At 56.0% G+C, this 15,541-nt stretch carries 12 protein-coding genes; 1 reads left to right on the plus strand and 11 read right to left on the minus strand.

Annotated elements, in window-relative coordinates:
* The first annotated feature begins 52 nt into the window (after window positions 1-52).
* The gene (locus AC27HQ_RS02295; RefSeq protein ID WP_487154594.1) at window positions 53-919 is read left to right on the plus strand and encodes a YicC/YloC family endoribonuclease; all 867 of its coding nucleotides are present in this window, start codon (window positions 53-55) and stop codon (window positions 917-919) included.
* A gap of 105 nt (window positions 920-1,024) precedes the next feature.
* Here AC27HQ_RS02295 and AC27HQ_RS02300 read toward each other — a convergent pair whose 3' ends face one another.
* From AC27HQ_RS02300 to AC27HQ_RS02350, 11 genes are all read right to left on the minus strand, one after another.
* Entirely contained in the window at window positions 1,025-2,134 is a 1,110-nt protein-coding gene (locus AC27HQ_RS02300) for an alginate lyase family protein (RefSeq protein ID WP_487154225.1), read from the minus strand.
* A gap of 645 nt (window positions 2,135-2,779) precedes the next feature.
* Entirely contained in the window at window positions 2,780-4,261 is a 1,482-nt protein-coding gene (locus AC27HQ_RS02305) for a right-handed parallel beta-helix repeat-containing protein (RefSeq protein ID WP_487154226.1), read from the minus strand.
* Between the two features lie 18 nt (window positions 4,262-4,279).
* Window positions 4,280-5,389, minus strand: a complete 1,110-nt coding sequence (locus AC27HQ_RS02310) for an alginate lyase family protein (protein WP_487154228.1) — start codon at window positions 5,387-5,389, stop codon at window positions 4,280-4,282.
* Window positions 5,380-6,783, minus strand: coding sequence for an alginate O-acetyltransferase AlgX-related protein (locus AC27HQ_RS02315; protein ID WP_487154230.1), 1,404 nt, complete (start codon window positions 6,781-6,783; stop codon window positions 5,380-5,382). Before AC27HQ_RS02315 ends, AC27HQ_RS02310 begins: the two co-directional genes overlap by 10 nt.
* A 25-nt stretch (window positions 6,784-6,808) precedes the next feature.
* Window positions 6,809-7,456: an alginate O-acetyltransferase AlgF gene (locus AC27HQ_RS02320; RefSeq protein WP_487154231.1), complete on the minus strand. Its 648-nt coding sequence runs from the start codon at window positions 7,454-7,456 to the stop codon at window positions 6,809-6,811.
* 18 nt (window positions 7,457-7,474) lie between these two features.
* Entirely contained in the window at window positions 7,475-8,575 is a 1,101-nt protein-coding gene (locus AC27HQ_RS02325; RefSeq protein ID WP_487154232.1) for an alginate O-acetyltransferase, read from the minus strand.
* 9 nt (window positions 8,576-8,584) lie between these two features.
* Window positions 8,585-10,012: an MBOAT family O-acyltransferase gene (locus AC27HQ_RS02330; protein ID WP_487154233.1), complete on the minus strand. Its 1,428-nt coding sequence runs from the start codon at window positions 10,010-10,012 to the stop codon at window positions 8,585-8,587.
* A 14-nt stretch (window positions 10,013-10,026) separates the two neighbouring features.
* Window positions 10,027-11,409 (minus strand): alginate export family protein, encoded by a 1,383-nt coding sequence (locus tag AC27HQ_RS02335; RefSeq protein ID WP_487154234.1) that lies wholly within the window; start codon window positions 11,407-11,409, stop codon window positions 10,027-10,029.
* Window positions 11,406-12,836, minus strand: coding sequence for a tetratricopeptide repeat protein (locus AC27HQ_RS02340; protein WP_487154236.1), 1,431 nt, complete (start codon window positions 12,834-12,836; stop codon window positions 11,406-11,408). The genes AC27HQ_RS02335 and AC27HQ_RS02340 overlap by 4 nt, the downstream gene beginning before the upstream one ends.
* A gap of 9 nt (window positions 12,837-12,845) precedes the next feature.
* The gene (locus tag AC27HQ_RS02345) at window positions 12,846-14,009 is read right to left on the minus strand and encodes a PilZ domain-containing protein (protein WP_487154238.1); all 1,164 of its coding nucleotides are present in this window, start codon (window positions 14,007-14,009) and stop codon (window positions 12,846-12,848) included.
* A 23-nt stretch (window positions 14,010-14,032) separates the two neighbouring features.
* A complete protein-coding gene (locus AC27HQ_RS02350) occupies window positions 14,033-15,538 on the minus strand; it encodes a glycosyltransferase family 2 protein (RefSeq protein WP_487154595.1) in 1,506 nt (501 codons plus the stop codon).
* Window positions 15,539-15,541 lie beyond the last annotated feature (3 nt).

The raw sequence follows: 15,541 nt of genomic DNA on the forward strand, positions 1-15,541 counted from the left end.
GACTGCGCAGGAGTACAATGGCGTATCAATGACCGACGAACGGAGCCTGGTAATGGTCTACAGCATGACCGCTTTTTCACGCAGCGAACTCAGCACAGACCAGGGGAATCTGGCCTGGGAGATCCGCTCGGTCAACCATCGCTATCTGGAGCCCACCCTGCGTCTGCCGGAAGCCTTTCGCGACCTTGAGGGCCCGTTGCGCGAAAAACTGCGCAAGACCTTTGCCCGCGGCAAGCTGGAGTGCACGCTGCGTTTCAACCCGGTATCCGGCAGCCAGCAGAGCCTGAGCATTAACGATGCGCTGCTGACCCAACTGCTGAGCGCCGCTGAAACGGTTTCAGCTCGCCTTCAAGCCCCGGCCGCCATTGATCCACTCGCTGTGCTGGCCTGGCCAGGTGTACTGACCAGCCGTGAACCCGACAGTGATCAACTACTGGAACGTGCTGGCCAGCTGTTTGATCAGGCCATTGCCGAGCTGAAGACGCAGCGCGCTCGTGAAGGCGCCGAACTGAAAAAGCTTATCGAAGAGCGTATTGACGCCATCGCCGAGCGGGTCAGCCGCCTGCGCAGCATGATGCCGGAACTGCTGGCTGCGCATCGGCAAAAGTTGATTGACCGCTTCAATGAAGCCCAGCTGGAACTTGACTCAGGTCGGATCGAGCAGGAACTGGTGATGCTGGCGCAAAAAATCGATGTCGCCGAAGAGCTCGACCGTCTGGACACCCATGTCAATGAAACCCGCCATGTGTTGAATGGCAGTCAGGCGATGGGTCGGCGTCTGGACTTTCTGATGCAGGAGTTCAACCGCGAAGCCAACACCCTGGGCTCCAAGGCCATCGACAGCCGCAGCACCCAGGCCGCCGTTGATCTCAAGGTGTTTATCGAACAGATGCGCGAACAGGTGCAGAACATAGAGTAACCTGGTGGGTATCAACCACCAGCAATACCCAGATAAGCCGCCTGTATCCCAAGACCACTCTGGCGCCGCTACTCAGCGGCGCCAGAGTGCATGGCTAGAAATAAATCAATCAATATCCGGATAAAACGGCCGTAGATCGCCCCCTAACTGACCGTAATAGCCAACATTATTTCCCACCCGGCTATACAGCTCCAAAGCCAGTGCGTGTCTGGGCTGCATCGACAGGAAGGGCAACAACCAGGCCATTTTCTGACTGGAGACTGACGTTTGCGTGCTGGTCAACTCAGTCACTGAGCTCTCATGCAAAACACCCAAGGCTGCCAGGTTGACCAGTCCGCCAATACGCGACCACTCATCACTTGACAGCCTTCTGCCATTGGCTTCTGCGGTCTGGGCCATAAACACTAGAGGTACCAAGGCATAGTGATGGTAATCGAGCGCCAGGTTACCACGGGCCATTTCCAGTGGCAGATAACGATAATCGCCGTCGCCGGGCTGCATCTGCTGAAGGGCCAGCACGAAGGTTTTTGCCGACCAGTGCAGATAGTCATTTCGGTCAAGCAGCATGCCGGTGGCACAGAGCGCCCACGCCGCCCAATAGTCGTGATTGTTAAACCAGGCAAAATCGCCGGTTTGCCGGGGAGTGTAGTCGTTCATTACCGCCTGACTGAGTTGCTGCAACCAGTTTCGCTGCACGGGCGTGACGATATAACGCTCATTGGTCAGCGCTTCGATTTTCAGAAGACGGCTACTGATCGCAGCCAGCGACCATTTGCGTACGGCACGCCCGGTCTCATTGCTAGTCGTAGTCAACAACGCGCCTCCCTTGGCCCAGCTTTCCATCCAGGTGTGCAGGCAAGCCAGGGCCAGGTTGACCTCAGCTGGACTTCTGGCCCGGTCAAAGAGGTTCATGCCTTCAGTCAAACCACGGTGGTAGCTGTCGATCTGCGCGGTTATGCGCCGGGTTTCTAGAGACAGGCTAGTCAGCGTGCTTTTGCTGTCATCTGACTGGTCGTACTTGCTGTCCAGTCGCAGATGACCGGTATAGGGTTGTGGTGGCAGTTGCGGACAAGTGACCGCTCGATAGTCGCCAATCATGACTGACTGACTGGTTTCACGGGCTGGCCAGATGGTGTTCGCGGCTGTGGCAGGGAGTGCGATGCCCAGGCATAACAATAGGGCGACAGCGGTTCTGACAGGGTGCTTGATCGGCATAATCTTACCTTTATAGGTAGTTAGTTAGCAGCGCTTCGCAGGGCGTCTTGCATACCGACAGCATCTTGGTATTGCGAAACTGGGGATCCTTGTTTGGTTAAAAAAAGTGGCTCTAGCGATTAAAAAACCGGATGAAATACTCCGCCTTTGTGCAGTAGCGCACCGACAGATTACCCAAACAGATGCTGCTGCCTAGTACTTCTGGAATTGTTTTGAATACTTGTGATGCAAGTCACCTTTTTGGCGCCATTATGCTGACTATCGCTACAGCTCAACGATTGCGGGGCTGCAGACTGGTTTTCCAGTTACTCACTGATCGAAGGGTGAAAAAAACAAATGCCTACGCCAACAACGATGAATCGCTGCAACGGATAAAACTGTGAAGGGGGGGGTGGCTAGTTACTGCCGAAGCGAGAATTGATAGGCGGGCTGCTGATGCAGTAGTTACTGATCAGCGCCCGTCGTGAACAATCCTGAATGAGTCAAAACGGCCTGACGCCGGCCTTCTCTGAACCTCGGCTGCAAGGCGCTCACCAAGGGCAGTTCATACACAGACAATGCAGGCGCAATTGTCTGTTATTACCCGTACCCACCCATGAGAACATGACGCGGGTAGCGGTTGTCAGTCATTGTCAGCCTGTGTTCTCAACTGCCTACGGGACACACCAGCCTTGGCCGGTTTTGCGCAGCTCGCAAGCCCATATCCACCGAAATCAGGCAGCCTTGTTTCAGGGTGGCCTCGAGCAGCTCGGCCTGGAACGGCAGCAGATCACCAATCAGCAGATTCTGTTGTAGCGGGTTGGCCAGGTAACGGTTCTCGCCGAGCACCAGGTTGCTCACACCCTCAACCCGCATCATTGCCTTGCCAACCTGCTCGAGGTGGTTGCCAGTCAGTTGCAAAGGGCCGCTTAGGCGCTGCTCGTTACGGATACTGATGGCATATTCCGGCGTGCCCATGATGTGGTTGTTGACCAGCATGCCCTGGTGCAAACCGCTGGCGTCAATACCGGTCAGCTGCGTATTGCCAATCAGGTTGTCTTCAAATACCAGCCGGCTGTTGGCTGACAGATCACGCAGCAGCAGGCCGTAGCCTGCATTGCCGCCCATCTGGTTGGCCCGCACGCTGAGATTGCCGTCCAGCAGGTTGACCTCAATGCCACTTTTGCTGGCCTTGAGGATCCGGTTGCTTTCGATCAGGCCCTGACTACGGCCTCCAACACGAATGCCGCTGAGGTTGCGCACCCCCTCGATACGGTTGTGCTTGATTTCAAAACGGCTATCAGCCAGATCCAGAGCGTACTGCTGCATATTGTCAAAGGCGCTGGTCTCGATCCGGGCCTGGGCCTGGGTCAATTCCAGCCCCACCGACATGTCACTGAAACGGCTGTCGCTGACCAGCACGCTGGCTGGCGCCACACTGGCGCCCTGCTGGCTACTGCGCGCGGTACTCATGCCTCGTGAAAGATGGCCGTTATAGCCCAACTTGCTGAGCTCGGAGCTCTGTATCTGCACCTGGCTGCCAGCCCAGTTGATGACAAAGGGTCGGTACGGGCGATCGGTAGCGTGCGGCCGACCATCACTGTAACCATGCAGCTCAGCCTGGCGCAGGATGAGTTGGCCGCGATTGATCAACGCCGTACCGGAATAGCTGTACAGATACAGTTGCGTATTTTCGATCAGCAAGGCGGCACCCGGCTCGATCATCAGCGGGAAATGCAGCAAGTAGCCCCCCTCATGCCGCGACAGAACCCGATCATTGTTCAATTCGGCATGCAGTTGCGCCAGGCTGATCGTTCCGCCGCTGATAACCACGGCGCGCGGATGCTGGTTCTGATAACCGGCAATGGCGCGAAACAGACCGTTGTGCACAAAGGGCTCAAAGGGCCAGCTACCCTGCTGCGAGGAAAACATCGGCTGCAGGGAGGCCTGAGCGCGTCCGGCGGGGGTCGCGCGCGCGTTCAAGCTCAATTGGGTCGCCTGATCCGTCAGTTCACGGTAAGCCTCAAGCGTCTGTTGATGGGCATCGGCATCGACCACCAGAAGTGGGCTCGACTGCTCGGCATGGGACAGGCCGGTAGCCAGCAGGCAGGCGATCAAACTGAACCTGGCGATAGTTGAAACATCCATGCTGTTATTCCTTCGCTATCAATCGATATCGGGATACAAGGCGCGCAGATCGCCGCCAACCTGACCGTAATGGCCAATATTGCTACCCACTTCACCATACAATTCCAACGCCAGCACATGCTGCGGTTGCCTGTGCAAAAACGGCAGTAACCAGACCATCTTGTGGTCCGAGACCTGACGCTGATTCGCGGTCAATTCGGCAACCGCATCCTCACGCAATACTCCCAGGGCGGCCAGGTTGACCAGTTGCCCCAACCGCGACCATTCTGTCTCGGTCAAACCGCGACCATTCACTTCTGCCGCCTCAGCCAGCAGCACCAGTGGCACCAGTGCATAATGGGTGTAGTCGATCGCCAGATTGCTGCGGGCCATTTCCAGGGGCAAATAAAGATAATTGCCGGCGCCCGGTTGCATTTGTTCCAGGGCCAGACGCAGGGTTCGGTCGGCCCAGAGAAGATAACCATCCCGATCCAGCAACATGCCGGTGGCGCTGACAGCCCAGGCCGCCCAATAGTCGTGATTGTTGAACCAGTCATAGTCCAGGCGCTGGCGCGGGCTGTAGTCGGCCATGACCGCCACACTGAGCTGCTCTAACCAGCTTTGCTCTACCGCCGAGAGCTGGAAACGCTGGTTGCTGATGGCGCGGACCTTGAGCAGGCCACTGCTGATCGCGGCCAAAGACCATTTACGCACGGCACGGCCGGTGCCACTGACATCGGTACTCAGCAACGCGCCTTCCGTGGCCCAGGCTTCAAGCCAGGTGTGCAGACAGGCCAACGCCAGGTTGGCTTCCGCCGTGTTCTCCGCTCGCTCAAATCGACTGACAATCTCAAGCAGACCACGGTGGTAGCCGTTGATGTGGTCGCGGACCCGCTGCGTATCCCGGGACAGCCGAGTCAAGGTGGTCTTGCTGGCATCCGACTGGTCATATTTGCTGTCCAGCTGCAAATGCCCGGTGTAGGCGGCAGGCGGCACTCTCGGACAGGTCAGCCCGGTGTAGCTGGTCAGCATGGCTGACTGAGGTGTTTCACGGGCAGGCCAGATGCTGTTGGCGGCACTGGAAGGCAGTGCCATGCTCAGACCAACCAACATGAGGATAACAGCAGCATGGGAGCGACTCAGCGGCATAATCGCACCTCCAGGCTGGTAGGGGCTTGCAAGGCTTCAGTGGGCTCCATGAATACCGACAGCAGGTTGGCATTGCGGTACTCCGGTGCCTTGCTCAGCTCCAAAAAGTACTGGCCACCACTGACGATAGCCTCGCGGCGAACCCACACCTTGTCCCGCGTGCCATTGTCGTAATAGACGATCAAATAGAAGTGCTTGAGGTTACCGTTGCTCACGCGGATATCCAGATAGCCATCATGCCCTGTGAGGTCCAGGCGCGCGGTACCGGTATTGCTGAGCAACTCGACCCGCTCGTTAACCTGCAAGCCGGGCCTTTCCAGCCGGCTGCTGAGCAGCGTGTCGTCAGCGCTGCACTGGCCTTCAATAGCCGGAATCAGCTGCCGGTACATGAGCGGGTCAGCCAATTGATAGTTCGCAGGCAGCTCCCAAAGAACCAATTTGGGTGGTTCATCGACAGAATAACTATCCGAATTGAGGTATTCGACCATGGCGCCATACTCACCAGCGCCGGGCATGGCAAAGTTCAGAAGGTCAACACTCAGATACTCCTTGAGGAAGCCGTCAAAGTTGTACTGTTTGTTTTCCTCATCACGCGCTGCCGAGTTACTGGTACCGAGAAGAATGACTTCGGGGACCGGCTCCTCGTCAAATAACGCACTGGCGTCATTAATCTCGGGCACCGTCCGATAGCCTGGCACATACTGGAAACCATAGTGATTACCGCACAGGCTGGAGAGCGCCTGGTTCATTGTGCCGTCCTTGAACTGAGTCGTACCCGCTTCGGTACGATAGCTCTTCGGAGTCAACTCGGCATGCACCGGGTGTTGCAGCAGGTGATCGGCAACAACGCGAGCGGTGGCCCGCGCACCAGCCGACGTCCAGTGGTGGTCACGGCGGAAGAAATACTCTTCAGCCGGTGGATTGTCCACCAACTGCATGATATCCGGCACTATAGCGCCGGCGTCACTCAGTTGTTGCAGAAAAGCCCGCAGGTTGGCCGAGGCCACCAGATAATCAAAACCCTGAGTAAAGTCAGGCCTAACCTTGTCACGGTGCATCAGGCCACGGGTCGGCTGCACAACCATGGCGAGATGGGTGCCCTGGGCAGAAAAAGCCTCAACCAGGCGGGTAAACTCTGGCTGCATATCAGCTGGCATGCCAAAGTTGTTGGTCAGGTCGACATCCGAGCGGAACAGCCAGCGATCAGTACCCGGCGTCAGCTGGTTTATCAGCTTCATATTACCTTCCAGGTAGCTGTTCGGGTCCTGCATTGCCGGACACAACAGACAATCCAGATCGCTACAGGTCTCTGTCGGCTCGCTGGCCATCGCCGTCTGAGCCAACAGCCCAAGACTTATAATCACAGCAGCGCTGCGCAGGGGTTTGCTCGCCACGGTTGTCATCCTTGTATCCTGGTCATCATTCTATGGGGTCAATGGTGTTGGCTAGCATCACTGCGCGGAAGCCGCTGGCATCCGGCATCAATGCATAGCTGTAGGAGCGGCCCTTGCGCAGCAGCTGCTCCTCGTAGTTGACCAGCAAGCGCTCCCCTTCGTAGGCGGCAAAGCCAATCTTGACCTCGTTGACCATACGACTGCCGGTCTGGTTTTGGCCCAGGGTATCAACCACGACATGTTGACCGTCTGCGGTCTTTAGCGCGGCCTGCATACCTGTGAGGTTATAGAAGGCAATCTGGGCGCGGCGTGGTTCGTTGACAAAGGCATCATCAAGCAACTGCAGCTGGCCATCACGGTATATCACCGTGCTGGCGGTATTGGCCTTGAGTTCAGTTTCCAGTGACTGCTCACCAATAGTGATGCGGTGAGTGCCTGGAGGCACGAAGCGATAGCCACTGAACTGCCCAACCGGCACGCGCTGGGTAAGGGTCTTGCTGGTCAGGCCGACCTCGATGCTGATATCGCTCAGGTTAAGGACCCGGATAAAGGCAGAGTCGGCAGGCGCCACTGCATCATACAGATCCGCATTGGCGTCCTGGGCTGTCGCCAATGCACTGCACAGCATCAGCCAGCAGGCTACTAATGTGGAGAAAATCGCGCGCTTGTTCATTGTCACTACCTTCCATGATTAAAGTTGGGTTACAGATTGCTGACTGGAACCGCGCAGGGTTGTGCGGTGTGCCAACAGGGTTCGAACGGGAAATTCCCAGATAACAGTGGTTAATTCCGGACTGGCATAGGCGTCACTGGCCAGAAAGGCGTCCATGGCCTGAAAGGGCCCACGTGCCTCCAATGCGATCACCAGCAGGTCGGTTTGCAGTGCCTGTTTCAGGAAGCCGATAAAGTTCCAGTCATCAATCTGGCTGTAACTGGTGCCGACCACCATCAGACTGTGCTCGACCTCGCCAAACAGGTCAGCGGCGCCAATGCTTTCCTGTCGCTGCACGGTTTCGTACAGCAGCACCGGTTCAGGCTGGAAAAACACCGGCGCAAGGCGCGGATCAAAATTCAGAAAGTTGACCAGATCACCCTTGAGTGCCTTTTCGCCGGCTGTTTCGCTGACATACTCAGTGTGACCAATCAGCTCAGGGTACTGACGAGCCAGTTCATTGGCGGCCAGGCGAGCACCTGCGGGACTCCAATGGGTGTCATTACGGACAAACAGATCCTCCCCGCGGTGCGCCAAAAAAACATCCCGAACCGGGCTGACGGCCACACCCTGGGCCTGTAACCCAGCGACAAAATCGTCATGCAACCCAATGAGTCTGCTATCCGGTTGCTGCTGGGCATGCTCTTGGTGCACATCCAGTTTCATCGGCACCGGCAGAACCACCAGGCGCTTACCAGAGGCCTCAAGTTGCGCCCTGATACGCTCGATGTGCGCTAACTGATTGTCCATGTTGCGCTGCAAATCATTGGGAATCAGGTACTCCTGGTTGGTATACAACCAACCGTCCCGGCCCAGCACAGCTCCACTTGAGCCCTCACGAAACAACAGGTACTGCAAACTGGCCCAGTGCCGCACCGAGAAATCCCGCAGGAAAAAGCGCTTATCGTAAAACTGCTCGAACTGCCGTAATAACTGACCATCGAAAAACAGGCTGACTGCCTGGGTCTGGGCGCGGGAAAAACTGAAAACTGCCGGCAGCGAATACAGGAACATACCCGCCAACATCAGGATGAATAAATAACCATTAACTTTACCGGCCGTTTTCATTACAGGAAGCATGCTGGCACCCTAAAACTGAAAATACAGGAATGGTGAAAAGGAATTGGCGGCCAGACGGCTCAGCGCAACGACAAACCCGGCCCAGAGCAACAAAGCACCAAAACCACCAACGTGCTGCATGAAATAGGGCTGCTTTTGACTGGCGTAATAACGCAAATTGATACGTCCGGCGAGAATCGACCAGACTATGCCAAGCACGATAAAGCTCAGGCTCATCATCGAGGCGCCGTAAACATAACCCTCAACGTTACCCAGGCCGTTTAACCCTATCATTCCGGCATAAATATCCAGGCTATGCCGGAGGTCACCGGTAAAAAACAGCGGCATACTCAGGGTAATCAACAAAAAGGTTCGTGCGTTACGCCAGAATTTGTAGGGCGTTTTGATCTTGGTGGCCAGACCGAAGCGTCGTTCAATCACCATGCCTACGCCGAAAAATAAGCCCCAGAAAATAAAGGCGAAGCTGGCGCCATGCCAGAAACCTGAAAGCAGCATGGTGTAAATCAAGGCGACCATAAGACCGGCAACACGCTTGCGCACCAAAGGCATGTAGACATAGTCACGCAGAAAGTCTGCCAACGTCATATGCCAGCGCTGCCAGAACTCGGTAATGCTCTGAGCCAAAAACGGCTGATTAAAGTTTTCCGGGAAACGGAAACCCATCATCATGCCCAGTCCGATGGCCATATCGCAGTAGCCGGAAAAGTCGAAATACAGTTGCAGAATTGAAATCAGCATGCCCAGCCAGGCATCCATCAACTGCGGTTCGCTTTCGCTGATAAACATCACATTCAGCGGTGCCAGCGAATCAGCAATCAGCACCTTTTTGATAAAACCAAGCATGAACCGGCTCGCACCCAGGGAAAACAGCTCCATGGAATGCGTACGCTGCTTGAGCTGCAGGTCGACCAGCTTATAGCGCACGATCGGACCGGCAATCAGCTGCGGAAACAGGGCAATGTAGGCGGCAAAGTCAATGAAGCTTCGCGTTGGTTCAGCCTGCTTTCGGTAAATATCGACGATGTAACTGATGGCCTGGAATACATAGAACGAGATCCCCAGGGGCAGGATGATATGTTCCAGGGTAAAGGTATTGATCCCCAGTGGCTCGAGGGCAGCGGCAATGACATCCACACCGAAATTGGCATACTTGAAATAACCGAGGGTAGCCAGATTTCCGACAACGCCGACCGTCAACCAGCGAAATGCCCGCTGCTTGTTGTCCGCATCCAGATTGGCCTTGATCCGCAGTGCAAACCAGTAGTTCCAGTAGGTTATGCCGATAAACAGGAACAGAAAGTCTGGCCGCCACCACGAATAGAACAGGTAGCTGCCCAACACAATCACAAATGACCGCCAGCGTGTGCCTACGACGTAATACAGCAGTAGAAAGGCTGGCAGGAATAAAAACAGGAATATGTTTGAGCTAAAGACCATGGCCGACGTCCCTGTCAGTAACGCATGACGATGCCGAAGGAAACCTGATAATCATCATCCAGGTCTCCTGTGGCTGAACCCGCCCGGAAGTAGCTGGCGCTGAGCAGGGTATTCATATCAAATTGCCGACCACGGTAGGCCAGCGGAAAGCTTTGCCAGTAGTAGTTCAGATCCAGTACCTGACCGACATTGCTACTGCTGGTGTCCTGAGGGGTATTGGTACGCACCGGCAGGCTGCCCTCACTGTTACGCAACCAAAGCTGACTCAGGCGCATATCCAGGCTGGTTCTTTCCGTCGGCTGCAGATCGATTCCCAGGCCGTAATACACCAGGTTACTGATATCCAGCCGTACAAAGGAGCTGACCAGTCGAGTGCTGTAGGTGTCCTGGTTAATCAGGCGATCCGACTGGATGCGGTTAAGATAGAAACCGTCAGCATCCTCACTCGGCTTATCAGTCAGACCGCTGCGCATGACCAGCCTGGGTTTCCACGGCAGGTCGTCGTATCGCTTGCCCAATTCGGTCAACAGGGCCCAGCCACGGATATCGGTATTCTCGCTGCCCAGCTGGTTGAAGGTCTCACGCTCGCCATGCACGGCGGCCAACTCAATGTGGTAATCACTCAGCCAGGGCGAGACGATGCCGTCGCCAGTGGCAAACACGCCATAGCGAAAGCCATCGAAGTCGTTCGGATCATCCAGCTCACGGCCGGAATGATTGCGCTCGTACATCATCCGCACACCCGCCCAGTGGCTGTTCTGCCAACGCCAGGCATAGTCGCCAAAGAGGTGGAAAATCTTCTCGTCGAGAGGGTCAAGTTGGTGCACATCAGAGTTGTAGTAATAAAACTGCTGTCCGGCCGCAACAAAGCCACGCGAAAAACTGTCGTTGTAATCAAAGCGTACCGCTTCAAAGGTATCGTCCCACCAGATCCCCAATCGGTCAGCGAAGCGTTGGCGACCGACCGTCACTGAAAAACGTGGATCGTCACCCAGCAGATTGCGACGTACATAGAACTCGCGCAGCTCGGCGTTGAAGCCTTCGACCTGCTCCTGATTGTCTTCCTGCAGTGGCGTAGCAGCAGCGCTTGAGTCATAAGCCAACCAGCCACGGGTGAATACCTGCCAGCGCGACCAGCGTTTTTCCGGTGAGTACCAGATAAAGGTGGGTTCGTAGCGCAGACTGTAAAAGCTTTCCCGATCAGCCCCAAGCACTGAATCCTCTGGGCCGTAACCACCTTGCAAAGTCAGCTTGTTACGCACTTCCGAGGTAATGATCTCTTCAGAGAAGGGCAACTCACCGAGCTGCGCGGCAGACTCGTCCTGTGCCCAAGTGCTCTGGCTGGCGGCCAACAACAGGCCAATCGCTGCTGTCCGGCGTGGTGACAATCCGTTCATATGCCAAACTCCCTGATAATGGTGTCGCGAAGGGCCAACGCCCTGGATTTGTCAGCGTCATCCAGATGGTACTCAAGCTGACGCATCAAGCCGCGCGCGCGCACAATGCCAAAATCGACCGCCACCATGGCATAGGCATAGGCCCTGACGTGGTCGTGACAGATGGCTCTGCCAGAGGCATACAATGAGGCTTGCCGGTAGTAGGCGGCAGCCGAGCCAAGCTCGGCCATTTGCTGATATTGCGCCAGGGCCCTTTCTTGGTCAGGCTCATCGAGACCACCTCGGCTGTATAGATCACCCAACAGCATCGAGCCTTCTGCATAACCGTCGGCAATCAGCCCTTGGATTAGCTCATGGGCTTTGCCGGGGTTGAGTGTGTTCCAGTTGGTTACCATCAGGGCGCTGGCGTGCAAGGAACGAGCACGAACCGGATCCTGCAGCCTGATGCGCTCGATCAATTGCATGGCTTCAGCGCCACTGTAGTTATCCGGCATGGAGGTCATGAAGTAGAAGCTTGAGACCAGCGCTGGCAACCAGTTGCGCGCTGCGGAATGCTCGGCCCAACGCAGTGCCTGGTTACGCAGGCGTTGCGATTCGGCAACAAATCCGACGGGATTAGGCGCCAGCTGAATGCCCTGTAACTCTGCCTGCTCACGCTGCTGGCGCTCAGCAACCTGCTCATTGATGCGATACAGATCACTGATACGGTCTAGCACCATACTGATGCGGTTCGCTGCATCCGCACTTATTTCGTCGATGCGTGGCTCCAGTTCCTGAGCAGCCTGCGGGAATCTCTGGTCCTGTTGGTCACCTAGAAAGCTGTAGTAACGTTCAACAGCACGAGCATCGTTGAGCATGGCTGCACGGTAGTAGCTGTCTGCTGTCTGCAGGTCGCCCTGACGCTCGGCCAATACCGCCCAATACAGCTCGGTGGCGCAATCAAGCAGACAAGCGCGTTGATGCAGTTCAATCAGGCTCTCGGCGGCCGCAGCGTCAAACAACTCCGGATAGGTAAGGAAAACCTCCAGCGTCGTTGCCAGGGTTTGCCGATCACGGCTATGTGGGTACAACTGCAGGGCCTGCCGAAAATAGGGGCGATACTGGTCACGGCGGAAGGGATAGCGCTCCATGAGCCTAGCCAGGGAGGCCAATGCAGATACGTCTCCTTGTCCACGGGCAAAGGCTGCCCCATAGAGCGAGATGGTTTCCCGGTGAGAGGATATTTCAGCCGCGGCCAATACATCACCCAGCAGATGCATGGCCTCAAGATCACCGCGTGCCACCAGACGACGCAAGTCAGCCTCAACATCCGCCTGCGGGTTTTTGAACAGCTCATAACGAATCTGTTCAAGCCCGCGCGCTTGAGCTGGCGTGCTCAGTAACACAGCCACCAGGGCCAGCGGTAATAGCAGAGTGATTGAACGCATGGTCATTACCTAGCGCAATTCACTGATGACATCGCTACCGGGTACACCGGGCAGGCCAAGTACAAACTCGACCCAAACCGGCTTCTGGTAGTCCTCCATGGACAATGCAGTTTCCGGTTCGATATTCAGCAGGATCATCTGGTTCTGTTGATTGACCGAGGCGCTGACCAGACGGCCGCTGATCGCCTGTTCAGCACCATAGGGCTGCAAGCTGACGCGCTGGGTGCGACGCAGGGTGTCGAGTTTTTCGAAGGGCACGCTGGCCTGAACAAACATCGGCTGGTCGTTCGGCAGCAGGTGCAACAACGGATCGCCCTTGTAGCCAAAGCCGTTCATCCGGCTGCCAGGGTAAAACACCGTGCAATCACAGGGGCTGGAAATCACGGTTTCAATATTGGTGCGGCCCAGCAGCGCCTCGACGTCACCCGGCGCAAGATCCATCATTGCCGCGATATCGGCCGGCGTGGTGATACTGGTACTCAGCTGGGTTGAAATACTCGCCAGTGGCTGGCCGGTGGTCACCTGGGTCTGCCCTTCAGGAACCAGAAAACGTACGTTACCGTTCTCCGGCATACTGACCACAAAACTGTTTGCACTCACCAGAGCCTGACTGGCCGGGATGCGGAACATCAGCTCGTAGGCCTTGAACAGCACATAAACCAAGGCCAGCAGGCCAATCAGCAGAAAGACCAGTGAGCCGGCAGCCGCCTTAAGTCTTTCACCCGGGGTGCGATGGGTATTGTGCTTCTGCTTGCGCTCCTTGATGTAGTTTTCCCGCTGCATGACATTGAACAAGCCATTGATATCAGCGATTTCACCGGACATATAGGAAGAGATCAGATAACGCAGAATGTCGGCTTTCTGCGGATCCAGATCGACAAACTGGGTGCCTACCTGATCATCGTGCTGGGACACCACTTTAACCTTGGCCTTGAAACTCAAATCAACCCGGCTCATGCCCAGGGTGATGGCCACTTCGTACAGGCTGCCCATTTTCAATGGCTCGGGATAAACCAGTCCGATGCCACCCAAGGAGATATCCTGTACATCACAGAGGATGCTTTCACCTTGGCTGCCGGTCAGTCTGGCCTGCGCCGGAATGCGGGTACGAATGTGCTGGCGCTCGTCGATTGCCTCGTGGACAACCTGATCTTTCAAAATTGATGTGCTCATGTCCTTTGCCCCTAATCCATTACTCAGAGTTGCGAAATATCCAGCAGCGCCGAAATCACACCGAAGAAAATGGCGATGGACGACACCAGCATCATTTTCGAGGTCCAGTAGTTCAGCCCCGCATCAAAATCATTATTTTTTCCCAGCGTGGTTTTCTGCCGGGTCCAGCTTTGCTGATCCATGTGGAACATCGAGTAGACCTTCATCACTGACCCGACTATCTGGTTGTAATAAAGAACAAATGGATACAGCGGATGCACCGGATGCCGCGTCAGGAAAAACAGCAGGCACACCAGCGTGCGCGACAACAGAATCCAGAACAGGTAAATCAACAGGTACTGAATGCCCAGGAACAGACCGGCAACGATGGAGCCAGTCAGCCCCACCAGACAGGTCCACATGGAGATGCGCTGGTCATACAGTACATAGCTGGCAAACAGCCCCAGACGTGACCAACCCAATTCGCGGGTGGCGCGGAAGTTCTGCCGCAGAGAGTTGCCGTACCAGCGGTACATCAGCTGTCGCGTAGCACGGAAAAAGTTGCTATCCGGCGGGTGCTCGACCGTCAGGGTATGGCTGTCGGGTACATAAAAGGTATCCCAGCCAGCACGCATCAGGCTGAACCAGGATGACTTGTCATCGCCGGTGAGAAACTGGAAACGCCCAAGACGCCAATGCGCGAGAAAATCCGCTTCGACATCCTTGATGAACTCCGGCTCAGTCATGATGCTGGCGCGGAAGAACGACAGACGCCCTGTGAGCGTGAGCACGCGCTTGGATAGCGACATAGAGCACATGTTGATATGCCGCTGCACAAACCGCATGGTGTGCCATTCACGCATCATCCGGCTGCCTTCCACCTCACAGAACTCGTTGGTGGTGACGCCGCCAACCGTCGGCAAATAGGCGAACAGCTTGACCGCACGCTCAATGCAACCCGGCAGCATGATGGTGTCGCCATCCACTACGCCGACCACCGCATCTTCCACTGGCATGCGTCTGGACAAGGCCCGGAAGGCATGTGCCAGGCCGTCACGCTTACCGGTGCCACGGGCCCGGACAATGACCAGTTGAATATCATCGCGGTCGCGTATCTCATCACGCATCAACTGCTTGATAAAATTCTCATCGGCCTTTTCCACAATCGAGGCAATGATGGTGCTTGGCACCGGCAGCTGCTGCAGCTCGCGGAATACCGAGCGATAGACTTTGAAGGTGGTCTCCGTTGGAATACGGAAACTGGTGACCACCATATACATGTGTGACGGCAACGCAGCGTCACCCATTTTCTCCACCGCACGGCGGATACGCGGGAAACGCCAATGCAGGAAATACATGCCGCGCAAATAATGAGTAACGGCGTTGGTGTAACGCCAGATACCCAGTGCGCCAATCAGAAAGATGAATTTGTGGTGCGCTGGATCCAGATAGCTCGGATCGACCATATTCGAGGCCAGCGCAATCAGGGCAAACAGGCAGGCCCAGCCACAGAGACTGCGCCAACCTGGTGTATGAAACGTCGTTTCCATGAA

This window comes from Halopseudomonas sp. 4NH20-0008 (genome assembly GCF_057548395.1).